The 25,710-nt window shown below is 68.7% G+C and carries 21 protein-coding genes; 14 read left to right on the forward strand and 7 right to left on the reverse strand.

From position 1 onward, the window contains the following. Nucleotides 1-23: 23 nt before the first annotated feature. Both AB0I15_RS21895 and AB0I15_RS21900 read right to left on the reverse strand, forming a co-directional pair. On the reverse strand, nt 24-1,652 hold the full coding sequence (locus AB0I15_RS21895) for an FAD-dependent monooxygenase (protein WP_358098235.1): 1,629 nt from the start codon (nt 1,650-1,652) through the stop codon (nt 24-26). Between the two features lie 17 nt (nt 1,653-1,669). Further along, nucleotides 1,670-2,920 (reverse strand): FAD-dependent oxidoreductase, encoded by a 1,251-nt coding sequence (locus tag AB0I15_RS21900; RefSeq protein WP_358098237.1) that lies wholly within the window; start codon nt 2,918-2,920, stop codon nt 1,670-1,672. Between the two features lie 97 nt (nt 2,921-3,017). On the opposite strand from AB0I15_RS21900, the gene AB0I15_RS21905 reads away from it, so the two are divergent. Then, on the forward strand, nt 3,018-3,626 hold the full coding sequence (locus AB0I15_RS21905) for a TetR/AcrR family transcriptional regulator (protein WP_358098239.1): 609 nt from the start codon (nt 3,018-3,020) through the stop codon (nt 3,624-3,626). 104 nt (nt 3,627-3,730) lie between these two features. On the opposite strand, the gene AB0I15_RS21910 is transcribed toward AB0I15_RS21905, so the two are convergent. Beyond that, nucleotides 3,731-6,607 (reverse strand): tetratricopeptide repeat protein, encoded by a 2,877-nt coding sequence (locus AB0I15_RS21910; RefSeq protein ID WP_358098241.1) that lies wholly within the window; start codon nt 6,605-6,607, stop codon nt 3,731-3,733. A gap of 96 nt (nt 6,608-6,703) precedes the next feature. Between AB0I15_RS21910 and AB0I15_RS21915 the strand changes: the two genes are divergently transcribed. Then, the gene (locus AB0I15_RS21915; RefSeq protein WP_358098244.1) at nt 6,704-7,909 is read left to right on the forward strand and encodes a hypothetical protein; all 1,206 of its coding nucleotides are present in this window, start codon (nt 6,704-6,706) and stop codon (nt 7,907-7,909) included. On the opposite strand, the gene AB0I15_RS21920 is transcribed toward AB0I15_RS21915, so the two are convergent. Then, nucleotides 7,902-8,372: a hypothetical protein gene (locus AB0I15_RS21920; RefSeq protein ID WP_358098247.1), complete on the reverse strand. Its 471-nt coding sequence runs from the start codon at nt 8,370-8,372 to the stop codon at nt 7,902-7,904. The two genes, AB0I15_RS21915 and AB0I15_RS21920, sit on opposite strands and share 8 nt — an antisense overlap. A 248-nt stretch (nt 8,373-8,620) precedes the next feature. Here AB0I15_RS21920 and AB0I15_RS21925 point away from each other — a divergent pair, with 248 nt between their 5' ends. The 3 genes from AB0I15_RS21925 to AB0I15_RS21935 are packed head-to-tail and all read left to right on the forward strand — an operon-like array spanning nt 8,621 to nt 11,518. Beyond that, entirely contained in the window at nt 8,621-9,292 is a 672-nt protein-coding gene (locus tag AB0I15_RS21925) for a fumarylacetoacetate hydrolase family protein (RefSeq protein ID WP_358098250.1), read from the forward strand. 43 nt (nt 9,293-9,335) lie between these two features. Then, a complete protein-coding gene (locus tag AB0I15_RS21930; RefSeq protein WP_358098253.1) occupies nt 9,336-10,808 on the forward strand; it encodes an aldehyde dehydrogenase in 1,473 nt (490 codons plus the stop codon). Continuing rightward, a complete protein-coding gene (locus tag AB0I15_RS21935; RefSeq protein ID WP_358098255.1) occupies nt 10,805-11,518 on the forward strand; it encodes a gamma-glutamyl-gamma-aminobutyrate hydrolase family protein in 714 nt (237 codons plus the stop codon). The genes AB0I15_RS21930 and AB0I15_RS21935 overlap by 4 nt, the downstream gene beginning before the upstream one ends. On the opposite strand, the gene AB0I15_RS21940 is transcribed toward AB0I15_RS21935, so the two are convergent. After that, on the reverse strand, nt 11,519-12,103 hold the full coding sequence (locus AB0I15_RS21940) for a MarR family transcriptional regulator (RefSeq protein WP_358098258.1): 585 nt from the start codon (nt 12,101-12,103) through the stop codon (nt 11,519-11,521). Nucleotides 12,104-12,298: 195 nt separating this feature from the next. On the opposite strand from AB0I15_RS21940, the gene AB0I15_RS21945 reads away from it, so the two are divergent. After that, nucleotides 12,299-13,003: a type 1 glutamine amidotransferase domain-containing protein gene (locus AB0I15_RS21945; protein WP_358098261.1), complete on the forward strand. Its 705-nt coding sequence runs from the start codon at nt 12,299-12,301 to the stop codon at nt 13,001-13,003. Here AB0I15_RS21945 and AB0I15_RS21950 read toward each other — a convergent pair. Then, nucleotides 13,000-13,992 carry a phosphoglycerate dehydrogenase gene (locus AB0I15_RS21950; RefSeq protein ID WP_358098264.1) on the reverse strand — a complete coding sequence of 331 codons (993 nt, stop codon included), beginning with the start codon at nt 13,990-13,992 and terminating at the stop codon, nt 13,000-13,002. The genes AB0I15_RS21945 and AB0I15_RS21950 overlap by 4 nt on opposite strands. A 214-nt stretch (nt 13,993-14,206) precedes the next feature. After that, nucleotides 14,207-15,106, reverse strand: coding sequence for a LysR family transcriptional regulator (locus tag AB0I15_RS21955; protein ID WP_358098267.1), 900 nt, complete (start codon nt 15,104-15,106; stop codon nt 14,207-14,209). A 687-nt stretch (nt 15,107-15,793) separates the two neighbouring features. Between AB0I15_RS21955 and AB0I15_RS21960 the strand changes: the two genes are divergently transcribed. From AB0I15_RS21960 to AB0I15_RS21995, 8 genes are all read left to right on the forward strand, one after another. Further along, a complete protein-coding gene (locus tag AB0I15_RS21960) occupies nt 15,794-17,095 on the forward strand; it encodes a citrate:proton symporter (RefSeq protein ID WP_358098270.1) in 1,302 nt (433 codons plus the stop codon). A 48-nt stretch (nt 17,096-17,143) separates the two neighbouring features. Continuing rightward, entirely contained in the window at nt 17,144-17,998 is an 855-nt protein-coding gene (locus tag AB0I15_RS21965; protein WP_358098273.1) for a fumarylacetoacetate hydrolase family protein, read from the forward strand. A gap of 49 nt (nt 17,999-18,047) precedes the next feature. Continuing rightward, nucleotides 18,048-19,439: an FAD-linked oxidase C-terminal domain-containing protein gene (locus AB0I15_RS21970; protein ID WP_358098276.1), complete on the forward strand. Its 1,392-nt coding sequence runs from the start codon at nt 18,048-18,050 to the stop codon at nt 19,437-19,439. After that, nucleotides 19,436-20,995 carry an acetolactate synthase large subunit gene (locus AB0I15_RS21975; RefSeq protein WP_358098279.1) on the forward strand — a complete coding sequence of 520 codons (1,560 nt, stop codon included), beginning with the start codon at nt 19,436-19,438 and terminating at the stop codon, nt 20,993-20,995. Before AB0I15_RS21970 ends, AB0I15_RS21975 begins: the two co-directional genes overlap by 4 nt. A 55-nt stretch (nt 20,996-21,050) precedes the next feature. Beyond that, complete coding sequence (locus AB0I15_RS21980; protein ID WP_358098282.1) at nt 21,051-22,247, forward strand: carboxymuconolactone decarboxylase family protein; 1,197 nt, start codon at nt 21,051-21,053, stop codon at nt 22,245-22,247. Then, complete coding sequence (locus AB0I15_RS21985; protein ID WP_358098285.1) at nt 22,240-23,955, forward strand: IlvD/Edd family dehydratase; 1,716 nt, start codon at nt 22,240-22,242, stop codon at nt 23,953-23,955. The genes AB0I15_RS21980 and AB0I15_RS21985 overlap by 8 nt, the downstream gene beginning before the upstream one ends. A gap of 143 nt (nt 23,956-24,098) precedes the next feature. Beyond that, nucleotides 24,099-25,391 (forward strand): acyclic terpene utilization AtuA family protein, encoded by a 1,293-nt coding sequence (locus tag AB0I15_RS21990; RefSeq protein ID WP_358098288.1) that lies wholly within the window; start codon nt 24,099-24,101, stop codon nt 25,389-25,391. Beyond that, complete coding sequence (locus tag AB0I15_RS21995) at nt 25,384-25,692, forward strand: DUF4387 domain-containing protein (RefSeq protein WP_358098291.1); 309 nt, start codon at nt 25,384-25,386, stop codon at nt 25,690-25,692. Before AB0I15_RS21990 ends, AB0I15_RS21995 begins: the two co-directional genes overlap by 8 nt. Nucleotides 25,693-25,710 lie beyond the last annotated feature (18 nt).

Raw genomic sequence — 25,710 nt, forward strand, 5'->3', positions numbered from 1 at the left:
GCCTTCACCCGCAAGGCAGATGATCAATCAGGCGGCGGCTCGCCGTGGCTGTCAGAGCTCCGGGCCGTATGAAGGCGGTCCAGGTAGGCGGTGAAACGGGGGATCTCATCGGGAGATCCTGTGTACGCCAGATGGCCGTCCGGCCGGATCAGGAACAGGCGGGGTCCGCGTACGGCGTAGCGCGCGTGCAGCGTCTTCTCCGCGGCGGGCAGGGCGTGGACGCGTACGTCCATCGCATAGCGGCGGAGCAGGTCCTGAACCTGCCTGCGGTGGGTGGCGTCGCTTTCGAACAACAGCACATGGTGGCGGGTGCCGCCGATGAGGTCGAACAGGTCGCACGCCTTCGTCTCCAGGTGGCCGTACGGCGCGCGGTCGCCGGGACGCGGCCCCCCGTGGTCGCCGGACCCGGTGGCGACGGCCGGACTGTGCCGGTAGCCGATCCAGGTCTGTGAGAACAGCCGGAAGACACCGGCACGGACCACCGGCAGTCGCGTCAGCGGTCCGAGAAGGCGGCCGGCGATGTGTGACCTGGCCCACCGTGCGATCGGGTGCCGCAGGGTTTCGAGCGCGAAGGCGCGGTCGGTGCCGCGCAGCATCGCCTCGGCGACCGGGCGGCGCTCGGCCTCATAGGAGTCGAGCAGCCGCCCATGCGCCTGCTCGTTCGCCACCAGGGCGAGCTTCCACCCGAGGTTAAACGCGTCGCCGATGGCCAGGTTCATGCCCTGCCCGCCGGCCGGGCTGTGGATGTGCGCGGCGTCGCCGACGAGGAAGACGTTGCCGGCCCGGAACCGCTCGGCGATCCTGCTGTGAATCCGGAACAGGGCTGTCCAGGTGGCGGCGGTGAGCCGGGCGTCGACGCGGAAGTAGGTGTCGAACCATTCCTGGATCCGGGCGACAGGCACGCCCGCGTAGGGCTCGTGCGAGACCTCCTCCCGGGCGCTGGGCGGGGTGAAGCCGGGCGGGACCGCGCCGAAGAGCCGGTACCGGCCACCTGTCAGGCGGAACATGCCGACGAAGCCGTCACGGGTGAGGTTGAGCCGCAGCGCGCCCGCACGCGGGCCGGAGCCGGCGGGGAAGTGAATGTCCACGTCGGCGAGCAGGCCGGTCTGGTCGTAGGCGCGACCTGTGAAGCCGACACCGAGACCGTGCCGGACCGCGCTTCGCGCGCCGTCCGCGCCCACCACCCACCGGGCCGAGACGGTCTCCTGTACGCCGTTCGGCCGACGTATCACCGCTTCTGCCTCGTCCGGGCCGTCGGCCAGCGCCAGTAACTCGGTGTTCCACTCGACCGTGTGGCCGCGTTCGGCCAGCCAGTCGACCAGCAGCCGTTCGGTGCGATCCTGTTCCAGCCCCAGCGCGTACGGGAACGGCGTACCGGCCGCCGGCCCGGCGAGAGGAAGGCTTCCCACCCGTCGTCCTCGTTCGAAGAGTTCGACACCGGTCATCGGCACGCCCTGCGCCACCGCCTTGCGGGCGAGCCCGAGCCGGTCCAGCAGTTCCAGGGTCCGGACGTGCAGGATGGCAGCGCGCGACTCGGCGACCGGCCCGGGTTTGGCGTCCACGATGACGAGGTCCACGCCGTGGTCGGCGAGCAGCGCGGCCAGCACCAGCCCGGCCGGCCCGGCGCCGACGACGAGCACCTGCGTACGCACGGCAGAGTGATCGCCCATCATCGGCCCTGACCGCGCGGCGGTGCCGCCGGGACGCGCACGTGCTCGGGCCGGACGCCCACGCCGAGCAGGCGGCTCATCAGCGTCCGCACGAACGGCAGCTTCGCGATCGCGCTGTAGTCGGGCGCGGCCTGCCCGCGGAGCGCGCGGTCGATGCCGAACCGCTGGGCGGTCCGCTGCAGCCCCTGGGTGGCCACGGTGGGCACCCATCTGCGCCTTCGCACGGCGGCGGTCACGCGCCCGGGAATCGGCTCGCCGGTGTCCTGCGTCCGTCGCAGGCGCTCGGTGAGGAGGTTCGCGGCGGCGACCGCGTCCTGCACCGCGAGGTTGATGCCCACGCCGGCGATCGGCGACATGGCGTGGGCGGCGTCGCCTATGGCCAGCAGGCCCGGAGCGTGCCAGCGGCGCAGCCGGTCGAGCCGGACCTCCAGGAACCTGGTGTCGTCGAAGCCGGTGAGCTCGCCGACCCGGTCGGAGAGGAAGCCGACCAGGCCCGCGACATCGTCGCGCAGCGGTTGGATCCCGGCCCGGCGCAGGTCGTCGTAGCCACCCTTGCGGATCATGTAGGCGATGTTCCAGTACGAGCCCCGGTTGATCACCGCGACGGATCTTCCGCCGGCCATGCGCAGGTGGTAGCCCTCGTCCGGGTCGGTGTCGCGGCGGGAGATCCGAAACTGCAGCACATCCATCGGCGCCCCGAACTCGCGCGGACGCAGGCCGGCCGCCCGGCGCACGGCGGAGTGCCGGCCGTCGGCGGCCACCGTCAGGTGCGCCCGCACCTGCTGCTCGCCGTCCGGCGTGCGGAACCGCACGCCGGTGATGCGGCCGTCCTCTCGCAGCAGCTCGTACGCCTCGGCCTGCAGGAGCAGGCGGAAGTTCGGATGGCGGGCGGCTTCCGAGACCAGCAGATGGAGCAGGTCCCACTGCGGGACGAACGCGATGTAGGGATATTTCAGGCCAAGGGCGGAGAAGTCCGCCACGTCCAGCCGCCGGCCGTCGCGGACGAACCCGACCGTCGAGACCTTGTGGTGCGGCAGCTCCAGGAACCGGCCGGCCAGCCCGAGCTCGTCCAGCACCTCGAGGGTGGACGGATGCACGGTGTCGCCGCGGAAGTCACGCAGGAAGTCGGCGTGCTTCTCCAGCACCACCACCTCGATGCCCGCCCGGGCCAGCAGCAGGCCCAGGACCGCGCCGGCCGGGCCGCATCCGGCCACGCACACGGTCGCCGTCGTTGTCGTCGAGCCGCTCACTCGGCATCACCCATCATTAGTAGACGTACGCGTTCCTTATGTTGGGAGCAGAGTAGCCGCCATGCAATTAGAGACGCAAGCGTCTACTATGGCGGGCATGATGGCCAGCGAAAGCCGGGAGCCGGCAGTGGCACAGAGCCGACGGCGTGGAGCGGCGCTGGAGCAGGCGCTCTACCAGGCGACCTTGGAGGAACTCGCCGCCATCGGCTACAACGGCATGACGATGGAGGGGGTGGCGCGACGCGCGCAGACCGGCAAGGCCGCTCTCTACCGGCGCTGGCCGTCCAAGAAGGATCTCGTCCTCGACGCCCTGCTCCACGCGCTGCCCGAACCACGCGAGATCGCCTCGTCCGGCTCCGTCCGCGACGATCTGCTCGCCGCACTCACGACCATGGCCGGAGCCCTCGCCGGGGAGGCGGCCCATCCCGGTCTCGGCGTCATGATCGAAGTGCTTCGCGACACGGAGCTCAGGCAGGCGTTCGGAGCCAGGGTGGTCGAACCCCGGCTGAGCCTCCTCGAAGCCGTCCTGCACCGAGCCGCCGCCCGCGGTGAGACCAGCGACAACGCGGTGGTTCCGCTGATCGCCCGGACCGGTCCCGCCCTGGTCATCCAGACGTTCCTGCTCACCGGCGAGCCCCCCGAGACCCCGGAGCTGGCCCAGATCGTCGACACCATCCTCATGCCCCTGCTCACCGGCCCGACCTGATCCAGCGGGCCGAGGCGGATCTGCAGGTCAGGGCGTGTCACCCCAACGGGCCGTGGCGAACGTTCCGGTGGCCCAGGGGACATCGGCGGCCGGCCTCGCGGTCGTCAGCCGAGGCTTTCAAGCGCGGCCGCGGCACGGCCGCGCTCGTCCTCATCGCCGGTCTCGGCGGCGATCGCCAGCGCCAGCCGGTGCCGCTGCGCCGCCTCGCCGTCACGGCCCATGGTGCGCAACGCCTCACCGATCGCGTTGAGGACGCTCGCCTCACCGTACCGGTGCTTGGTCGACTGGAAGATCTCCAGCGCCTGCTCCAGGTGCCACAGAGACTCGTCGAATTTCGCCTGACGGCACAGGGCGGTGCCGAGGTTGCTCAGCGCGGTCGCCTCCCCGTCACGGTGCTCGATCTCGCGGAACAGGCTCAGCGCCTCGCGCAGTTTCGCGACGGCGAGCGTGTCCTCGCCCAGCGAGCTGTGGATCTGGCCGAGGTTGGACAGGGCGATGGCCTGCCCGGCACGCTCGCCGAGCGCGGCGAAGATGTCGTGCGCGGCCAGGAAGTGCCGCGCCGCCTCGATGTGCTCGCCGATCGACTCCTCGAGGTTGCCCAGGTTGGTCAGCGCCGCCGCCTGGCCGAAGGGGTCGTCGATCTCGCGGTAGAGCGCGATGGCCTCGCTGTGCCGGGCGGCCGAGGAGGCGAACTCGCCGAGGCGTTCCTCGATGATGCCCAGATTGGACAGCGAGCGGGCCTGGCCGTGGCGGTTGCCGATGCGCCGGCACAGCTCCAGCGCCTCGCTCAGTTCCTCGACGGCCGACGCGTAGCGGCCGAGCAGCCGCAGGATGACCCCGGTGTTGGTCCGCAGATGTGCCTCGCCCTCCGGGTCTCCCGTTCTCCGCGCAGCGTCGACGGCGCACTCGTAGATCGACAGGGCCTCGGTGCCGTGCCCCGCCTCCAGGTAGCGGTGTAACGCGGCGGCGAGGGTGACCGCCCGCGCCGGTCGTCCCTGCCTGACCGCGAACTGGCAGATCGTGCCGAACGACGCCAGTTCGCCGTCGAACCACGACAGTGCCGCGCCCGGCGAGAGGGTGACACCGCTGGGCTTGAGGGCGAGCCCGGCGTGCCGCCGGCTCCCGCTCCACCCGGGGTAGAGGGTGTCGCTCGCCTCGACGGCGGTCCCGCAGTAGTGCTCCAGCAGTCTGTCCATGGCCGCCTGCCGCTCGGCCTCGCCGTCCATGGCAAGGCTCAGCTCGGTGGCGTACGCACGCAGAAGGTCGTGAAACCCGTAGCGCCCCAGGGCGTCGCATCGCAGCAGGTGCGCCGAGGCGAGCCGGTGCAGGAGCCGGGCCGCGCCGATCTCGTCGACGTCCGCCAGCGCCGCCACGCAGGCCGGCGTGGAGTGCGGCGCCGGGTTCAGGCTCAGCAACCGGAACAGGCGCTGCGCCTCGGAGTCGAGCAGCCGGTACGAGCAGCCGAAGACGTGCCGGATCGCCGCCCCGTCGCCCGCGTCGAGCAGATCCAGCGGACCGGCCCGGTGCAGCCGCGTCACCACCCCGGCCAGCGGCAGATGCGCCTGCGCCCCGGCGTACTCGGCGGCCAGGCGTAGCGCCAGCGGCAGGCGGGCGCAGATGGTGGCAAGCGAGTCGACGCTGCCGGGATCGGTGCCCGCCCGCTCGTCCAGCAGCCGGCGCAGCAGGTGGACGGCGTCGACGCGGGGCAGCAGGTCCAGTTCGATGCGGTGCGCGCCGTGCAGGGCGACCAGGGTGGCCAGCCTGTCCCGGCTGGTGATCACCATGAGGGTGTCGTGCGTGCCGGGGAGCAGTGGTCGTACCTGCTCGGCCGAGGCCGCGTTGTCGAGCAGCACGAGCAGCCTGCGGCCGTCGGTCTCGGTGCGCCAGCGCGCGGCCCGTGACTGGGTGTCGGCTGGAATGTCCTGATCGGACACGCCGACGGCGGTCAGCAGGCGGCCCAGCGCGTCGTGCGGGGACAGCGCGTGTTCGGCGTCGTCACCGCGCAGGTCGAGGTGGATGCGCCCGTCGGGGAACAGCTCGCGGTTGTGGTGACCCCAGTGGACGGCGAGCGCCGTCTTGCCCACGCCCGCGGTGCCGCAGACGACCGCGATCCCCGGTGGACGGCGGGCGTTCGCGGCGTCGAGCAGGGCCAGCTCGTCGGCGCGGCCGGTGAAGTCCGGCACCGGCGCCGGGAGCTGCCGCGGAATCCGTGGCACACCACGGCTTTCCTGCTCCTCGAGCAGGTGCCGGTACGCCCGTTCGAGCTCCCCGCTCGGTTCCACGCCCAGCTCCTCGGCCAGCACGAGGCGGGTGGCCTCGTACCGCTCGAAGGCGATCGTCCGCTGGCCCGTCGCCTCGTACGCGCGGATCAGCGTGGCCTGCACCGCCTCGTCGAGCGGGTTAGCCGCGCCCTGCACCGCCAGCGCGGCGATGACCTCGGCGGCGTTGCCCGCCCGCAGCATCAGGTCCCAGTAGGACAGTTGCGCGCGGCGGCGCTCGGCCTTGAGGCCCCACACCTTGGGATGGCCTTCGAGCGCCGGCACGTCGCACAGGGGGTCGTCGTCCTCCCACAGCCGCAGCGCCTCACGGAAGAGCGCGGCCGCTCGCGCCGGGGCTCCGTCGCCTGCGGCCCGCTGCGCGGCTGCCACCGTACGCCGGAAGCGCAGCAGGTCGAGGGCGCCCTCCGGCAGGCGCAGCAGGTAGCCGTCGCCGACGGTGGAGAGCACGCCGCCCTGGTCGCGCGGGCTGTGCCGCGGGTCGAGCAGGCGGCGCAGGTGTTTGGTGTGGGTCTGCAGCACGTTGACCGCGCTTGACGGTGGCCGTTCGCCCCACAGCGACTCGATCAGCTCCCGGCGGGTGGTCAGCCGCCCGGCGTTGAGCGCCAGGACCCCCAGCATCAGACGGCGGGCGGGCGGGCCGGCATCGATCTCGCGATCATCGTGCCACACCCGAAGGCGGCCGAGCACCTGGATGACCAGCACCGTCACAGTCTAGTGATGATGTTCAGTAAACATCCAGAGCCTGTCCAGAGGCCGGCGGTTCCCTTCGCCCAACGTCCTTCCACGAAGGGAGCACCCGTGGCCAGATGGAAAGCAGGGATCGCGAGCGTCGCTTTAGGACTGTTAGCCCTGCTCGTCCCCACCACGCCGGTAGCGGCGGAACCGGACGAGCCAGCACCGAAACCCGCCGTCGCCCAGGAGTGCGGCACCGACCTCAAAGAATACGCGGCGACGCTCGCCGCGACCGGCAAGTCCGGGACCGCCACCTGTATCCGCAAGCAGGCGAGGAAGGCCGACCGGAGCACGACCGGCGCCGAGGTCGCCGCCGACATCTGCGGTGGGCGCCCCACGCAGACCCGGACGGCCGCATGCGTGATCGAGGACGGCATCCTGCTCATCTTCACGGTGCCCAACGGGGTCGTCATCGGCTCGATCCAGTTCACCGTCTCCAGCCTGACGACCCTCGACTACGGTTCGCTGCGCTGGACCCAGTCGTGGCACTACCAGGCCAACTCCGTCGCCGGCCCGGCGATCCCGGCGGTGCTCGACACCTTCCTCTACGCCGAGCCGGAATGCCTCGCCAGTTGCACGGTGTCCAGCAGCAGCCTGGTCGGCGGGTCAGCGCTGCCGGGCCGCGTCCACTCGATGACCACGTACTTCAACAGCCCCCTCAGCGGCTACAGGTGGGGTGCGCACGGTGGGATAAGGTACTGGTTCGCCAACGCGGCGTGGGTCAACCCGACGACGAACGCCTCGATCACGACCCCGGCCGTGCATCGCTGCGACGACGCGCTCACCGGCTACCCCGCGGGCTGCGTCTACGACTCGGTACGCCCGCTGCACGACGTCCTGTCGTCGCGCTATCCGGCGTATGCCCACCACCTCCGGCTCGCCATCAACCATTTCAAGATGACGGACGTCCTGACCAGGACCCAGAACGAGACCATCATCGACAGGAACTACAACACGGCGTGCCCGCCGGGGCACCCCAAACCCACGACTCCCGGGGTCTGGTCCTGTGACGAGTACCCCTTCAAGTCCACCTACAACGGCGCGTACTCCCAGCCGTACGGCCGGAACATCATGATCATCAACTGGAACACCGGGTACGGTTTCAACTGCAACGCGTCGTGGCTGACGGTTCGCAGCCCCACCGACTCCGGTGGCTACAGCGTCTGCATGATTCCCCTGGCGGAGAACACTCTCGGCGGCTCCGACCTGGGCGCCTTCTACTACAAGTCCCGAGTCCTGGACGGGGACCAGTTCCAGGTCCGCGTCATCTGACCGAGATCGGACAACTTGCCTGGCAACACACCGCTCCACCGGGCTGCGGGAGCGCGACTTGCCAGGCAAGCCGCACTGAGGTGCCCAGCAGGTTCCGGACAGCCGCTTCGCGTGGCCGGTCCAGGGCGTGGTGGAGCGTACGGTCACCGGTGAGCCTGCGTTCGATGAGCGGATATGCCGCCAGGACGGTGAAGAAGGCGCCCGGCACGATGAGAGCGGGGATGAGGATCGACAAGGTCAGCGGGTGGCCGGAGACGACGGGTTCCCAGGCGCGGCTGACCGGCACACCGCGTATCGGCCTGTAGACGCCGTCGTAGATCACCCGGGTCGCATCGGGGTCGTAGAAGAAGGTCAGGAAGATCCCGGTGACGATCAGCACGATCAGGCTGTGGATCGCGATCTGGCCGAACAGGAACGACCAGTGGTCCGTCCGGCCGCCCGGCCGGACAAGCAGGCCCTTCATGCGCGGACCCGTGGCCGCGGTCGGGCGCACTGCTCCGCGCCAGGTTCGATGATGTCGCCGCCGCCGAGGTCACGGCGAAGGGTGTCAAATGTCGATTTCATGCCGCCAATCGTGGGATTCCGCGGCCGTGAGGATCAACGATGGATCACGTCATGCTCCGGTAAGCCGGCCTTACCGCCGAGAGCCGGGCTCTGCTCCATCAGCTCCTGAGACTCCCGAGGTCCTGTGCGACCCGTGCGAGGGACCTGATGAGTTCGTTGTCGGTCTCGCTGCTGCTGTCCTCCTGCCAATCCGGGCCCGCCGAGGTTCTCGTAGTGAGTGCGGCGGGTCTCGGAGTGCGGGCGGTCGGCCGGGGTGAAGGTGGCCGGCCGCCCGAGGTGGCCATCGTCATCGGCCGCACCTGCCGCAACGTCTCACCGGCGGACGCGGGGGAGTACATCGCCGGATACACCGTGGCCAACGACTTCGGCCTGCACGACTTCCGCGACACCGACGCGGGGTCCATGCTGCGGGTCAAAGGCTCCGACACCTTGTGCCCGCTCGGCCCCGGCCTGGTCACCGGGTGGGACTTCCGCGGCAAGTACCTGCGCACCTACGTCAACGGCACCCTGGCCCAGGACGGCTCCACCGACGAGATGGAGTGGGACATGCACTACCTCGTCGCCGACATCGCCCGCACCATCACCCTCTGTCCTGGCGACGTGCTGCTGTCCGGCACCCCCGCCAACTCCCGCCCCGTGCGACCGGGCGACCTGGTCGAGGTCGAGGGCCTGGGACGGCTCGCCAGCCGCGTCGTCAGCGGCCCGACCGCGATCCGCACCGACCTCGGCGCCCAGCCCACCGAGTCGGAGGAGGTGCTGTCCACGGCCCTCGGCGGCGACTGGGAGTTCCGCGGCATCCGCTCGCCCAGGCGCCGCTGATGCCCCGTCATCCTCGTCGCCACGGAGCAGGAAGGGCCATGCAATGATCTCCGAGGACTGGGGCGCCCGCGCCGAGCGGTTGACCCTGCCCATCCATCACCACATCGACGGCGGCGACGAACCCGGCGCAGGCGCGACCTTCACGGTCATCTCCCCCCGCGACGGGCGCGTCCTGACCGAGGTCGCCGACGCCGGGCAGGCCGAGGTCGACGCCGCCGTCGCGGCCGCGCGCCGCGCCTTCGACCAGGGGCCGTGGCCGCGTCTGGCACCCGCGGAACGTGGTCGCGCGCTGCTCAGGCTCGCCGACCTGATCGAGGAACGACGTGCGGACCTGGCACTGACCGTCAGCCTGGAGATGGGCAAACCCATCAAGGACGCCTATGACATCGAGCTGCTCGCCGCCCTCTCCACCTTCCGCTGGTACGGCCAGCTCGCCGACAAGCTCACCGATGAGTCCCCGCACACGGCTCCCGACGCCCTGGCACTCGTCACCCGAGAGCCCGCGGGTGTGGTGGGCGCCGTCGTGCCCTGGAACTTCCCGCTCACCATCGCCTCGTGGAAGGTCGCCCCTGCCCTGGCGGCCGGTTGCACGGTCGTGCTCAAACCGTCGGAGTGCTCGCCGCTTTCGGCGCTGACGCTCGGACGGCTGGCCACCGAGGCCGGCCTGCCGCCCGGCGTGCTCAACGTCGTCGCCGCGGGCGGCCCGGCCGCCGGACGGGCGCTCGGCCTGCACCCCGACGTGGACGTGCTCGCGTTCACGGGCTCCACGGCCGTCGGTCGTCACTTCATGCGCTATTCCGCCGACTCCAACCTCAAACGGGTCTGGCTGGAGCTCGGCGGCAAATCCCCGAACATCATCCTGCCCGACGCCCCCGACCTGGACCGGGCCGCGGCCACCGCCGCCTGGGGCATCTTCTTCAACCAGGGCGAGATGTGCACGGCGCCCTCCCGCCTGCTCGTCCACTCCGCCATCGCCGACCGCGTGACCGAGGCCATCGTCACGCGGGCCCGCGAGCTGCGCGTGGGCGACCCGCTGGATCCCGCGACCGAGATGGGACCGCTGGTCGGTGAGGCCCACCTCGGACGGGTACTCGGCCACGTCAGGTCCGGCATCGAGGAGGGAGCCCGGCTGCTGGCCGGTGGATCGCGCCGGCGGACCGGCAGCTACCTGGAGCCCACCGTGTTCGATCGCGTCACCTCCGGCATGCGGTTGGCCCGCGAGGAGATCTTCGGGCCCGTGCTGTCCGTGCTCACCTTCGATGACCTGGACGAGGCCGTCGCGCTCGCCAATGCCAGCGACTACGGCCTGGCCGCCGGACTGTGGACGGCGGACCTGTCCACCGCCCACCAGGTCTCCCGAGCCCTGCGCGCAGGGACGGTCTGGGTGAACTGTTACGAGGAAGGTGACCTGACCGTGCCGTTCGGCGGTGTGAAACAGTCCGGCAGCGGCCGGGACAAGTCCAGCCACGCTCTGGAGAAGTACACCGAGCTCAAGACCACGTGGATCCGGCTGTGAGACCGCTGATCGCCATTTCCGCCCGATTCTCCGTCTCGGCCTCGGCGCTGCGCCACCACGCGGAGGTGAACGCCCGCGCGCTGGTCGAGGCCGTGTGGAGAGCGGGAGGCGAGCCCGTCTCGCTGCACCCGCACGCCCCCGGCGGCGTCGCCGACCCCGACGAGGTGGTCGGCCGCCTGGCCCGCTTCGACGCCGTCCTCCTGCCCGGAGGCGGCGACATCGCCCCCCACCGTTACGGTGCGCGTACAGTCCACCGGAGCGTCTACGACGTGGACGACGAGCAGGACGGCTTCGACCTGGAGGTGGCCCGCCAGGCCCTGGCCGCGGGGCTGCCGCTGCTGGCCGTCTGCCGCGGCCTGCACGTCCTCAACACGGTGCTCGGCGGCACCCTGGAGCAGGACATGGGCGGCACCGACCTGGACCATCGCCACGTGGTGCACCCTGTTGCCGTGCTGCCCGGATCGCTCCTGGAGCGGACGACGGGAGCGCAGAAGATGAGCGTGTCCTGCTACCACCACCAGCGGGTGTCGCAGGTGGGAGAGGGACTGGTCGTCACGGCCGAGGCCGCAGACGGGACGGTCGAGGCGCTCGAAGGCCCCGACCTGGCCTCCTGGTCCGTCGCCGTGCAGTGGCATCCGGAGGACAGTGCCCGCGAGGCGGAGACGCAGCAAGCGATCTTCGACGCCTTCGTCCGCGCGGCCTGCTCCTGATCAGCCCTCCCGCGGGGCCTGCCGGCGGCGTCCGCTGCGACGGGGGGCGGGCTTGGCGCCGTCCAGCAACGCCAGCCGGCGCTCCTCGCCCTTCTCCTCCACCTGCAGGACGACCTGGCGCAGCCCGGTCGCCAGGGCGCGGCAGGCGTCGTCGTCGAGGCGGGAGGTGACGAACGACTCCTCCGCGTTGAAGTCGGGAAACACTCGTCTCATGAGCTCCTCGCCCTCGCCGGTGAGGCTGAGGAGCAGCAGTCTGCCATCAGAGGGATGTTCGGAGCGCCGGACCAGCCCACGCGACTCCAGCGTGCGGATCACACCGGTCAGCGTGCCCTTGGAGATGCCGGCCTCCTCGGCAACGTGACGGCTCTCCGACTCGCCCCAGATCCAGATCACCCACAGCACCACGAAGGCGGTCCACGTGAGGTCGCTGCTCCTCAGGACCGCGTTCTCCAGGTGCTGACGGACCGCCGCGGCGGCGCGGTAGATGTTGGCCACCACCGCCATGCGCTCGTGACTGACCGGCGTACCGCCGAGCTTCGCCTCGACCAGCTTCTCCGCCTCGGTGATGGACCGTTGCCCGGGCACGTGCGACCCTCCCTACGCCAGGAAACCGAAAAACCGTTCGGGCTCAAAGTATAGGTCCAGGTCGCCGGTCTGCCGCGAACTAGGAGTTGACCGCATTTTTGCAGTGGGCCGCGGATCGCTCTGGGCCGCCGGCTCCTCGCGCACAGCGATAGTCTGAAAGGTGAACGCATTGCGCCGTTGCATCGGGGGCGAACAATGGCTGCGACGAAGAAAATCCTGATCATCGTCACCAACGTCGGCGAGTACGAAAAGGTCGGCCTGCGGACCGGCCTGTGGCTCGGGGAGTTGACGCATTTCTGGGACGTCGCCGAGCAGGCGGGGCTGTCCATGGAGATCGCGAGTCCGCTCGGCGGGAAGATCCCGCTGGACCCGGAGAGCCTGTCCCACGAGGTCCTGGCCGAGCTGGGCACCGAACAGCGCTACCGGGACCGGAGATACATGGACCTGCTGGAGGACACCAAGAAGATCTCAGAGGTGAGCCTCGACGACTACGACGCCATCTATCTCACCGGGGGCCACGGGGTCATGTTCGACTTTCCGCAGAGTCGGGATCTGGAAGATCTGATGGCCCGCTTCTACGAGACGGACAAAATCGTCTCCACCGTCTGCCACGGTGGCACCGGCCTGCTCCAGGTGAGACTCGGCAATGGTGACCCCCTGGTCAGAGGAAAGCGGGTCACCGGATTCTCCTGGTCAGAAGAAGAGCTGGCCGACCGGGCGGATGCCGTCCCCTACAACCTGCAGGAGGAGTTGGAGAAGCTCGGGGCCGACTACAGCACGGCCGGCAAGCCGTTCGAGCCGTACGTGGTCGAGGACGGACACCTGATCACTGGACAGAATCCGGGAAGCGCCAGGGGCGTGGCCCAGGCGGTGGTCAAGCAACTGACCGCCGTGGGTTAGCCCCGATGCCGGAGGGTCACGCGGAACTGGTGCACCGAGGGATCGTTGACGCGGAATGCCGGCCTGCCGGAAAGAGCGTTGACGAGCTCGACGGCGGCCTCTCGCCCGGCGGCCGCACGCGCCTCCACCGTCTGGCCGGCCATGTGCGAGTACACCGTGATGCCCTCGATGCCGCGCAGCACGCTGCCCTCCGGTAGCGGCTCGACCTCGCATACGTCGAGGGCGGCACCGGCGATGGTCCCGTCGCGGACGGCCGCGGCCAGGGCGTTCTCGTCGACGATCGCACCGCGTGCGGTGTTGACGAGCAGCGCGGTCGGCTTCATCAGGCTCAGTGCCCGGGCATCGATCAGGTGGCGGGTGGCGGGAGTCAGAGCGGTGTGGACGGACACGACGTCCGAGCGGGAGAGCAGGGTGTCGAGGTCGACGAACTCCACGTCAGGTGCTGGTGAGCCGTGGTCCGGTTCGATCGCGGTGCGGCACAGCACGGTCATCCCGAACGCGCGTGCCAGCGGCACCACGGCGCGTGCTGCCGCGCCGAACCCGACGAGGCCGAGAGTCGATCCCCGCAGCTCGTGTCCGTCCGTACGGGGCCATCTGCCTTCGGCGACGCCCACGGCCAGCTCGACCAGACGCCGTGATGCCGCCAGGATCGCACCCATCGTGAACTCCGCGACGGCATTCGCGTTGACGCCCGGCAGGTTGCTGACCAGGATCCCCAGCTTTGAGGCAGCGGCGACGTCGACCGAGTCGTAGCCCACACCCGACCGCACGACGGCCTTCAAGGTCGGCGCCGAGGCGAGGACGTCAGCCGTCATGGGCTCGTTGGCGATGAGCGCGCCGTCGACACCGTCAAGCAGACCGGCCAGCTCGTCGCGATCGCGACGCCCACGCAGCGGCGCGTGCACCGTCTCGTGACCATGTTCTCTCAAGTACACGTCGACCGGATCGCCCGGTTCGAGGTAGTCGGTGGTGATGAGGATGCGGGGCATCGGTCGAGCACTCACTTTCGGCGGAGACAGAGGCTGCGCTCGCCGGCACGGCGGCCGGAGCCGACCTCGCGGCGAGGCGGGCTTTCCGCGACGCGGTGGGACCCGGTGCCCGACGGGACGGACGCAGCCGTGGCGGCACTCGCAGAAACCTAATGGCGGGACCTCGGCGGGATAAACCCCCGCCGGCGAAAGGTCACCTTTCACCCCATCGGGTTCAGCCCAGTCGCTCAGGCAGTCGTTCGCTCATGAAGTCCAGGACCGCCGTCACCCGTGCGGGGACATGATCGGTGTCGGCGTGGAGCGCATACACGTCCGCGGCAGGTGTGGGAACGTCCGCCAGCACCTGCACGAGCCGCCCGTCCTTCAGCAAGGGGGCCACCTGCCAGGTGGAGCGCATGATGAGGCCGTGGCCCTCGAGCGCCCATCCGGTCACGATGTCGCCGTCGTCGCTGGACAATGTGCCATCGACCCGGACCCGGAACTCATCCGGACCGTGCCCGAAGCGCCACAACGTGTAGTCGCCGGAGTTCTCGCGAAGCAGGATGCAGTTGTGGTCGGCGAGTTCGTCCACCGTTCTGGGCTCACCGTGCTCATGCACGTACGCCGGGGACGCGCACACCACGCGGCGATTCTCCGCGAGCCGCCTTATCCGCAGTGTCGAGTCGTGCAGCGGGCCCACGTGAATCGCCACGTCGAACTCCCGCCTATGAGGACTGACGGGAAGGGGCGTCGTGGTCAGCTGAACGTCGAGACTCGGATGACGCGCTCCGAACTCGCCCAGCAGCGGGCCGACATGCGCCCGTCCGATGCCGAGAGTCGACTCCACGACCAACGACCCCCGGAGGTCCGCGGAGCCGCCGGAGATCTCCTCCTCCAGCCGTTGGACGTCCGTGAGGATCGGGCCGATCCCCTTCGCGAGAACGGCTCCTTCGGACGTGAGCACGAGTTTCCGGGTTCCCCGATGAACGAGTTGCACACCGAGGCGCTGCTCCATCGCCGCGAGACGTTTGCTCACCACCGGAAGGGAACGCCCCAGTCCGCGTGCGGCCGCCGTCAGCGTCTCACTCGCGGCGATGACCGTGAAGAATCTCAGGTCGTCGACAGACTCTGGCACAGCCGACCTCCGCCACGCGCCTTACCTGCTGCGAAAGCCTACCTTGCTCGAAGAAGCCTAGGTCCCGGGTGGCGACCTGCGTACGTTGATGATCCCGGCCGGTCGATCTACGGTTTCACCGTCGCGACCGAGCGGTTCGACTTCGCCAGCGCCGCCTGCTTCACGGGGTGCTCGGTCCGTTGCCGGATCTCGACCTCGATGCCCTACTGGGACTCGTCCTGCACCCCGACCTGTTCGACGTCGTCGTGGCCGGCGATCTGTTCGGCGGCGAAGACACCGGACCTCGGTGGCGTCGCCACCACCGTCCGACTGGGAACCGCGATCGCGGAACGGCTCCAGGCCCCGGAGGTCGTCGGGTGACGGCCTGTGCGTGTGGACGGCCAGGTCTGCGGCGTCGTCTATCACCGCTGCGCCCGCCTGCGAGTCCCCCGATCAGGGGACGGGTCTCCCCGGTTGGTGTGATGAGCGCCACTCGGCTGAGCCCTAGCGTGAGACGAGGCGAAAGCCCATCGCGGTCCGTTCGAGACATCGAGTCGGCGACATTCAGGGCGGCCAGGGCCCGAGCGGAGATCGCCGAATGGAATTCGTACTCAACCGTGCTCATGGAACCGGTCCCGGAATCCTCTTGAGCCTCGGTTGACCGGTCGCGAAGCCGAGCGGCTCCGTCAAAGCTGGGAGGAAGCGTACATGCTGGCTGCGTTGGGCTTTGGGTCCATCGGTGTCTTCACCGTATTAGTGATGACCAAGAGGATCTCCGCCGTTGCGGGTCTGATCCTCATCCCCACGGTGTTCGGCCTGCTCGGGGGGTTTGGCGGGGATCTGGGGGACATGATGGTGTCCGGGGTCGTCGACACCGCGCCCACGGCGGTGCTGCTGACCTTCGCCCTCCTCTACTTCCTCGTGATGACCGAGTGCGGCCTGTTCGAGCCGCTCATTCGCAAGATCCTTTCGATCGTCGGCGAAGATCCCGTCAGGATCGTGGTGGGGACCGCGATCCTCATCATCTGCATCGGCCTGGATGGTGACGGCTCCACGGCGGCCTTCGTCGTCATCACGTCGATGTATCCGATCTACCGTCAGGTCGGGATCAATCCGCTGATCATCGCGATGCTGCTCGCCATCATCTGTCCGACCCTCAACTGGATGCCGTGGGGCGGCCCGGCCGCGCGGATGGCCGTCTCGCTCGACATCGAGGTCGCCGACGTGGTTCTCCCGATGTTGCCGGCGCTCGTCCTCACCCTCGCGGCCGCCCTCGTCTTCGCGTATTTCGTGGGACGCGGCGAACGGCGCAAGCTCAGCGCCCGCAAGGCCCAGGCCACCCTTGCGGACGAGGGCGGGGAGGCGGGCATCGGTGAGCCTCGTACGCCGATTCCGACGAAGAATGTCTGGTTCAACCTCGCGCTGACGATCGCCTTCATCGTCAGCATGGGCATCGAACTGTTGCCCCTGCCGGCGCTGGCCATGATCGCGTTCTCCATCGCGGTCACGGTCAACTGGCCCGACCTGCGCGTGCAGAACGAGAAGCTGAAGCCTCACGCCGGGACCGTGGTCATGGTGATCTCGCTCATCCTCGCGGCAGGCGCCTTTTCGGGCATCCTCAACGACAGCGGGATGGTCAAGGCCATGTCCGACGCCCTTGTCGCCCATCTGCCGGAGGCCTGGGGCGGTGGTTTCGCCTTCGTCACCGCCCTGGTCTCGGGGCCGCTGCTGTTCATCCTGTCCAACGACAGCTTCTACTTCGGCGTTGTCCCCGTCCTCGCGAAGACGGGTTCGGCGTACGGCATTCCGCCCGAGGTGATTGCTCATTCCGTGCTCCCCGGAATCTACCTTCACACGCTGAGCCCGCTGAGCGCGCCGATCTACCTCGTTGCCTCGCTCTTGCGCACGGATTTCGGGTCCTTGCAGCGCTTCGCCCTCCGGTGGGCCATCGGCATCACTCTGACGGCGATCGCCGCGGCCACGATTACCGGCGCGATCTATGCCATCTGAGCCCGCGCCCACGGATGTCATCAACCAGTCGGATTCCAGGAGTAGACAATGCGCTTCATCAGTTACGCCGGCGGAGACGGGCAGGGCGTCGGGATCAAGTCCGAAGGGGGGTATCGAGGACTCCCGATCTCTGAGCTCGGTGGCGATCTTCAGTCGTTCCTCGGCAAGGAGTCCGGTCTCGCGGACCTGGCGGGGCTTCTCCGTGGTGCACCTGAGTTCGCACTGTCGGACGTGACCCTGCTGCCGCCGATCCTGCGGCCCGAAAAGATCTTGTGCATCGGACTGAACTACCGATCGCACTCGGAGGAGAGCGGATTCGAAGTCCCGGAATATCCGGCCGTGTTCGCCAGGTTCGCGAACGGCCTCGTCGCGCATGGTGCCCCGTTGGTTCGACCCAGCGCATCCGACCTACTCGACTATGAGTGCGAGCTCGCCGTGGTGATCGGCAAGGGCGGACGTCATATCGCCGAGCACGAGGCGCTCGACCACATCGCCGGCTATTCCGTCTTCAACGACGGGTCGGTCAGAGACTTCCAGGTGAAGTCGCAGCAATGGACGATGGGCAAGGCGTTCGACGCCACCGGCGCGTTCGGGCCCGAGTTGGTGACCGGCGACGAACTGCCTGACGGCTGCGCCGGACTGCGCATCCGGACCATCCTCAACGGCGAGGTCCTGCAGGACGCCAACACCGAAGACATGATCTTCGACGTGCCCACGTTGGTCGCCATCCTCTCTGAGGCGATGACCTTGGCGCCGGGTGACGTCATCGTCACCGGCACCCCCAACGGCATCGGTGCCTTCCGAGACCCGCAGGTCTGGTTGCGGCCGGGCGACGAATGCACGATCGAGATCGAGCAGATCGGGACCCTGACCAATCCGGTCGTCCAGGAGCCGACGAGGTGAGGCACAGATTCGACAGCCACAGAGAAGCCACAGAGAGGAAAGGCCGTTGATGAGCGCCGTCGCCGAGCGGTTCGCAGAGATCGTGGGGAACGCGAATCTCCTCGCAGGCGAGATGATTTCGCAGGATTACACGCATGACGAAGCCCTGACCGCCGTCCCGCAGCGGCCCGCCTTCGTGGCGCGGCCGAAGAGCGCGGAGGAGGTCGCGGCTCTGCTCCTGAGCGCGGGGGAGCACGGCGTTCCGGTCACCGCACGGGGCTCGGCCACGGGCCTTTCGGGCGCGGCGCGGCCACGGCCGGGCGGGTTGGTGATCTCCTTCGAGCGCATGAACGCCGTACTGGAGATCGACACCGAGAACCACGTCGCGGTGGTACAGCCGGGCATCACCCTCGCCGACCTGGACGAGCGGACCGCCGCGGCCGGACTCGCCTACACCGTGTATCCGGGCGAGTTGAGCGCGACCGTCGGCGGAAACGTCGGGACGAACGCGGGCGGGATGCGGGCCGTCAAGTACGGGGTGACGCGGCACAACGTCGTGGGACTGCAGGCGGTGCTGCCGACCGGCGAGATCATCCGGACCGGTGGCAAGATCGCGAAGATCTCGTCCGGGTACGACCTGACCCAGTTGATCGTCGGCTCCGAGGGCAGTCTCGCCATCGTCACCGAGGTCACCGTGAAGCTCCACCCGCGACTGCCACACGGAGCGACGGTGCTGGCCCCCTTCACGACCGTGGACGAGGTGCTGAAGGGCGTCACCACGATCATCGCCAGCGGAATCGCCCCGCACATCCTCGAGTACATCGACGAGCGGACCCTTGGCGCGATCAGCGACCATCTGAACCTCGACCTCGGCATTCAGGCCGCGGTCCGGGCTTCCGCGGCGGCCTACCTGATGGTGGCGCTGGAGAGCCGCGACAAGGACCGCCTGCAGGCCGACGTCATGGAGCTCGGTGGCCTGCTGCTCGATCTCGGCGCGATGGACGCGTACGTGCTCGAGGGTGCCGCCGCCGGCAAGCTCGTCGAGGCACGCGAGAAATCCTTCTGGACGGCCAAGGCGATCGGCGTCGACGACATCATTGATGTCGTGGTCCCGCGGGCTGCGATGCCGGAGTTCCTGCGCCGGACCGAAGACCTCGTGCTCTCGCACGACGCCGCCGTGGCCGGATGCGGTCACGCCGGGGACGGCAACGTCCACCTCGGCCTCTTCTGCCCGGACGCCGAGAAGCGGAAGAGGCTCCTGACCAGGATCTTCGCGCTGGGCATGGAGCTGGGAGGAGCGATCTCCGGTGAGCACGGCATCGGACAGACCAGGTCCGAGTACTTCCTCGAGCTTGAGGACCCAGCGAAGATCGCGCTGATGCGTCGGATCAAGGCGAGCTTCGACCCCGCCGGAATCCTCAACCCGGGCATTCTGCCGGTTGCGGAGGTGCGGCAGCGATGAGGATCAACGGTGCGCGGTCGCTGATCCGCACGCTCGTCGACGCCGGGGTGGACGTCTGCTTCGCCAACCCGGGCACGTCGGAGATGCACTTCGTGGCCGCGCTCGACGGCGTTCCCGAGATGCGGGCCGTGCTCGGACTGTTCGAAGGGGTCGCCACCGGCGCCGCGGACGGCTATGCCAGGATCGCGGGCAAGCCGGCCGCGACGCTCCTGCACCTCGGACCGGGTCTCGGGAACGGGCTGGCCAACCTGCACAACGCGCGTCGCGCGCACTCGGCGATCGTCAACGTGATCGGCGACCACGCGACCTATCACCAACAGTACGACGCCCCGCTCGAGTCGGACATCGAAGCCGTCGCCGGCACCCTCAACGGCTGGCTCCGCCGCTCCGAGCGCACCCAGGACGTCGGCGCCGACACCGCCGGCGCGGTCGCGGCCTCCCAGGACCCACCCGGCCAGATCGCGACACTGATCCTGCCGGCCGACGCCTCCTGGGGCGAAGGCGGCGAGCCCGCCGCACCCCTCCCGCTTCGGGAGCCTCAGCCCGTCGGCGCGGCCACCATTCGGCGGATCGCCGACGTGCTGACCGGCGGTGAGCCGGCGGCCCTGCTCATCGGAGGCAGCGCCTGCCGCGAGGCCGGTCTCCGCGCGACCAGCCGGATCGCCGCCGCGACCGGGGCGAAGACGTTCGTCGAGACGTTCCCCGCGCGCCTCGAACGCGGTGCCGGCCTGCCGGCCGTGGAGCGGCTCGCCTACCTCACCGAATCGGTCGTCCAGCAGCTCGACGGGATCAGGCACCTGATCATCGCCGGAACGAGACTGCCGGTGTCGTTCTTCGCCTACCCGGACAGGCCGAGCGACCTGGTTCCCGAGGGCGCCCAGGTCCACTTCCTGGCCGACGGTGGACACGACGTCCCGCGAGCGCTGCGAGACCTGGCGGACCTGGTCGCGGCGGAGACTCGGCCGGTGCTCCAAGAAGCCATCCGGCCCGATCTACCGTCCGGGCCACTGACCCTGCAGAGCTGGGCCGACGTGATCGGCGCGCTGCTGCCCGACCGCGCGATCATCGCGGACGAGTCGAACACCTCCGGTCTGCTGCTGCCGCGCGCCACCGCCGGTGCTCCACGGCACGATCTGCTGACCCTGACCGGTGGTGCGATCGGCTACGGCATGCCGGTGGCCACCGGTGCCGCCGTCGCCGCACCGGACCGGCCGGTCATCAACCTCCAGTCCGACGGCAGCGCGCTGTACACGATCTCGGCGCTGTGGACGCAAGCCCGGGAGAACCTCGACGTCACCACGGTGCTGCTGAACAACCGTGCCTACGCGATCCTGCGCCTGGAGCTGCAGCGCGTCGGCGTCCAGGGGCGTGGCCCCAAGGCCAACGAACTGCTCGACCTCTCCCGGCCCGACATCGACTTCGTCAAGATCGCCGAAGGAATGGGCGTTCCCGCGAGCCGAGCGACGACCGCCGAGGAGCTGGCAGCACAGTTCCGGCTCGCACTGGCCGAGCCCGGCCCGCACCTGATCGATGCGATCGTGCCGCCCCTGATGTAGGGCCGGATGGACCGAGACGCAAAACCGTTGATTCACCCTAGGAGACCAACAGACCATGCAGTACCCGACGCGTGTGCGCCCGGTGGATTTCGCAAGCCTCTCCGAAAGGCAGGAAGCGGTCCGGATCAAGATGGGTCCGTACGGCGAGGAGGGCGCCTCCGCCATGATGAAGACCTTTCTCAACTACCCCGAATTCGCCCGCTCCATCGGCAGGATCGGCACCAGGGTCACGTTGACCAGTGACCTTCCGAGACGTCTGGCCGTCATGGCGTCGTTGCGCACGGCCTGGCTGTGCGGTTGCGAATATCTCTGGGCGCATATTCGCGAGGAGGGCGTCGCGATCGGGATCACCGAATCCGAAGCCCGAGCGATCGCCACGGGTGAATATCGGGACGCGCTGAACAGCCTCGAAGAACACGTCGTCGAAGCAGTGGACGAGATGCACGACACGCATTATCTGAGCGAAGAAAAGTGGTACCGGATTGGCCGGCTCGGCCCGAATGCGGTCATGGACATCATGACGACCTACGGCTTCTTCGTCACACTCTCGGCCGCGGTCAACAGCATGGGCGTCGAGTTGGAGGACGGCCTCGCCGGGTGGGGAATGCCCAGGGACACGACCGTCACGGCCGGCACGGGCCTGACGGCTCTGCGCCGGATGCCCAAACGCGTCTTCGAAGCCGACTACGCGCTTCTGAGCCCTCAGCAGGTCGAGCAGGTGAACCGGCTGGGACGGCGCGGCAAGCCGACCACCTCGAAACTCCAGAAGGCCATGATCAACTACCCCGAGTTCCTCAAGTCGATCGCACCCTTCGGCAAACGCGCGATCGACGACACGTGCCTGCCCTCCCGGGTGTGGCAGCTCGCGGCCATGCGTACGGTCTGGCTGTGCGACAGCGAGTATCTGTGGTCACAGCACCGTAAGGCGTGCCTGGCGTTGGGCGTGACCGACGAGGACCTCGCCGGTGTGGCCGAGGGCCCGCGGAGCGCGTCGCTGAAGGGCTTCGACCGGGTCGTCGTCAGCGCCGTGGACGAGATGTACCACCACAACCGCGTCTCCGATGAGAACTGGAACGAGTTCGACCAGTTCGGCTCGGAGGGAATCACCGACTTGATGCTGGTCCACGGACTCTACGTCCTTCAGTCCTGTCTCGCGCGTAACTTCGGGACGACCCTGGAGGAGAACACGATCGGTTACCTGCCCGAGCTCGAGCAGTTCCGTGAGGGTCAGCAGAGGGGGAACCGTGCCTGATCTCCGATCACAGGATTGGTTCGGCGGCGAGGGGGCCAAGGGCTTCACCCACCGGAGCTGGGTGCGGAGCCGTGGCGTGCCGAAAGACCATTTGGACGGTCGCCCGGTCATCGGCATCTGCAACACCTGGTCCGACCTCACCTCGTGCAACTCGCATTTCCGCGAGCTGGCTCAGCACGTTCGCGAGGGCATCTTGGAGGCCGGCGGCGTCCCCATGGAATTCCCCGTCATCTCGACAGGAGAGACGCTGACCCGTCCCACGGCCATGTTGCTGCGCAACCTTGCCAGCATGGACGTCGAGGAGACGTTGCGAGCCAATCCGCTTGACGGCGTGGTGCTGATGATGGGCTGCGACAAGACCACGCCCGGGCTGCTGATGGGCGCCGCCAGCGTGAACCTCCCGACGATCGGCCTGTCGGCCGGCCCGATGCTCAACGGGAGTTTCCGCGGCCGGCCCTTCGGCATCAAGGACGCCTGGAACCTTGCCGCGGACCTGCGTGCCGGCCGCGCGAGCATCGACGACGTGGAAGAAGCGGAGTCCTGCCTCAACCGCACCGTCGGCGTCTGCAACGTGATGGGCACGGGCTCGACCATGGCGGCGATGGTGGAGGCGATGGGCGTCGGACTTCCCGACAACGCGGCGATCCCCGCGGTCGACGCGCGCCGCCGGGTACTCGCACGGATGGTGGGACGCCGCATCGTCGACATGGTGCGCGAGGACCTCACGCTGGACAAGGTGCTGACCCGGGAGGCCTTCGAGAACGCGATCAAGGTCAACGCGGCGATCGGTGGATCCACCAATGCCGTGATCCATCTGACCGCGATCGCACGGCGCATGGAAGTCCCGCTGGTCATCGAGGACTGGCACGCGATCGGCCAGGACATCCCGACGCTGGTCAATGTCCAGCCATCCGGCACGTACCTGATGCAGGACTTCCACGAGGCCGGGGGACTACCGGCGGTCATTCGGCAGATGTGCGAAGGTGGGCTGCTCAACGGTGACGCCTTGACCGTGACCGGCAAGAGTCTTGCGGAGAACAACGACCAGGCGAAGTGCCACAACCGCGACGTCATCTTCACGCTCGACGACCCTTTCAAGGCGCATTCGGGGATTGCGGTCCTGCGCGGAAACCTCTGCCGGGAGGGTGCGGTCATCAAGCCATCCGCAGCGGAGCCGCGCCTGCTCGAGCACCGTGGCAAGGCCGTCGTGTTCGAAGACCAAGACGATCTCAACGCCCGCATCGACCACCCTGACCTCGAGGTCGATGCCGACTCGGTCCTGGTCCTCAAGAACTGCGGGCCCAGAGGCTTCCCTGGCATGCCCGAGCTGGGCATGATCCCGATTCCGGCCAAGCTCCTGGCTCAGGGGGTCAGGGACATGGTCCGGATCTCCGATGCGCGCATGAGTGGCACCGCCTTCGGTGCGGTCGTCCTCCACGTTTCCCCGGAAGCGGCGGCCGGCGGGCTGCTGGGCGTCGTACGTGACGGCGACGTCATCGAACTCGATGTCGCCCGTCGCCGGCTCGAACTCCTGGTCTCCGGCGAGGAACTGGCGCGGCGCTTCGGCGAACGGTCTGCTGCTGAGCCGAAGGCGACGCGCGGCTACGCGAAGCTCTACATCGACACCGTCAACCAGGCCCACGACGGCTGCGATCTCGACTTCCTGGTCGGCAAGACCGGCAGCGACGTCCCACCCAATCAGCACTGAACCGCCGCGGCGGTACGAAGGGAACGGCATTGAACGCGACAATCCCTGACCGGGAATCGATCAGGATCTACGTGCCCCAAGGCTCCCTCGGTGTCGGGCTCTTCCCGGAGGAGATCGACTACGGGTTGGCACGCGAGCCCCATGTGATCGCCCTGGACGCCGGCTCGACCGACAGCGGTGCGGCCTACCTGGCCACCGGGACGTCCAAGAACGACCGGGGCTCGGTCAAGAAGGACCTCGAACTGTTGATGGGTGCCCGGCAGAAAGCGAACATTCCGCTCCTCATCGGCACGTCCGGCCAGGCCGGAGGCGATCTGAACGTCAACTGGACCCGCGACATCGTCCTGGAGATCGCCCGTGAGAAGGGACACACGCCGAAGATCGCGCTGCTCTACTCCGAGCAGGAACCGAAACTGATCAAGCAGAAGCTCACCGAGGGCGGGATCTCCAACCTCCCTCCGCTGGGCGACCTCGATGAAGCCACCATCGATCGGTGCCTTCACATCGTCGCGCTGATGGGGCCGGAGCCCTACTTCGCGGCGCTGGAGGCGGGCGCCGACATCATCATCGGAGGTCGGTCCTCCGATCCGGCGGTGATCGGGGCGTTCGCGCTGTGGAAGGGCGCGCCGGCCGGGCCGAGCTGGCACGCGGGCAAGATCGCCGAGTGCGGTGGCCAGGCAACGACGGCCAACACCGGACAGCGTGGGGTGCTTCTCGAGATCGACGCCGACGGGTTCGAGGTCGAGCCGGTCGATCCGCGGTTCAAGGCGACGGTCGAGGGCATCTCGGGACACCTCCTGTACGAGAACAAGAACCCGTGGCTGCTGACCGAGCCGGGGGGCGAACTCGATGTCACCGAGTGTGAATATGTCCAGTTGACCGAGTCGAAGGTGCGGGTGACGGGATCGACGTGGGTTCCGCGGCCCTACACGATGAAGCTGGAAGGCGCCTCCGGAGACCTGTTCCAGACGATCATGATCGTCGGGATCGTCGACCCCGACGTGCTCGCCGAGCCTGCGGCGTTCCACGACATGATGCTGGCGACGCTGACCGAGCGTGCCATTTCGGCCACGGGCCTGGGTAGGGACGACTTCGGCATCTCGCTGCGCATGTACGGCTGGAACGGGGTGAGCGGAATGGCGCCGCCTCCCGGTTCGGTCCCGCTCGAGATCGGCATGATGTGCGTCATCACCGCCAGGACCCAGGAGCTGGCAAGCCACATCGCCAAGGCCTGCAACCCGTACTTCTTCCACATGCCGCTGCGCCTGGGCATGGAGTTGCCCAGCTACGGCTGGCCGTTCACGCCGGGCGAGATCGATCGCGGGCGCGTCTTCCAGTTCGTGCTCAACCACGTGGTCAGCGTCGATGACCCCCTGGAACTGGTTCGAATCGAGATGCTCGATGAGCTGAAAGTGAAGGTGGCAGCCGATGCCTAAGGTCAGTGAGGTCTGTCATCACGTCAGGTCGAAGGTGGCGGGCCCGTTCTGGGTCACCATCGACCTGATGTTCGACGGCCAGGAGAACTACGATCGCTACGCCCAGAGCCCTTCGCTGAGCGCCGACTCGATCGCGGCGATCTATGGGATCGACCCGGGCACGATCTCTCTCTACCCGATTCCGCAGATGAAGGTCTTGAAGATCTCCTACCCCAGGCGATCGCCTCAGGGTGGTGTCGAGGAGCGGGACCTGCACTCCGGGCAGCAGTACGCCTACCTCCTCGATGTCGAGCTCACGTGATGTGCCGACGACTGGGGG

The sequence above is a fragment of the Nonomuraea sp. NPDC050643 genome (genome assembly GCF_040654715.1).
GTDB lineage: Bacteria > Actinomycetota > Actinomycetes > Streptosporangiales > Streptosporangiaceae > Nonomuraea.

Excerpts from the sequence above, each read along its gene's own strand:
- AB0I15_RS21905 (WP_358098239.1), top strand. The coding sequence starts at position 3,018 with ATGATGGCCAGCGAAAGCCGGGAGCCGGCAGTGGCACAGAGCCGACGG.
- AB0I15_RS21920 (WP_358098247.1), bottom strand. The coding sequence starts at position 8,372 with ATGAAGGGCCTGCTTGTCCGGCCGGGCGGCCGGACGGACCACTGGTCG.
- AB0I15_RS21925 (WP_358098250.1), top strand. The coding sequence starts at position 8,621 with ATGAGTTCGTTGTCGGTCTCGCTGCTGCTGTCCTCCTGCCAATCCGGG.
- AB0I15_RS21930 (WP_358098253.1), top strand. The coding sequence starts at position 9,336 with ATGATCTCCGAGGACTGGGGCGCCCGCGCCGAGCGGTTGACCCTGCCC.
- AB0I15_RS21945 (WP_358098261.1), top strand. The coding sequence starts at position 12,299 with ATGGCTGCGACGAAGAAAATCCTGATCATCGTCACCAACGTCGGCGAG.
- AB0I15_RS21950 (WP_358098264.1), bottom strand. The coding sequence starts at position 13,992 with ATGCCCCGCATCCTCATCACCACCGACTACCTCGAACCGGGCGATCCG.
- AB0I15_RS21960 (WP_358098270.1), top strand. The coding sequence starts at position 15,794 with ATGCTGGCTGCGTTGGGCTTTGGGTCCATCGGTGTCTTCACCGTATTA.
- AB0I15_RS21965 (WP_358098273.1), top strand. The coding sequence starts at position 17,144 with ATGCGCTTCATCAGTTACGCCGGCGGAGACGGGCAGGGCGTCGGGATC.
- AB0I15_RS21970 (WP_358098276.1), top strand. The coding sequence starts at position 18,048 with ATGAGCGCCGTCGCCGAGCGGTTCGCAGAGATCGTGGGGAACGCGAAT.
- AB0I15_RS21975 (WP_358098279.1), top strand. The coding sequence starts at position 19,436 with ATGAGGATCAACGGTGCGCGGTCGCTGATCCGCACGCTCGTCGACGCC.
- AB0I15_RS21980 (WP_358098282.1), top strand. The coding sequence starts at position 21,051 with ATGCAGTACCCGACGCGTGTGCGCCCGGTGGATTTCGCAAGCCTCTCC.
- AB0I15_RS21995 (WP_358098291.1), top strand. The coding sequence starts at position 25,384 with ATGCCTAAGGTCAGTGAGGTCTGTCATCACGTCAGGTCGAAGGTGGCG.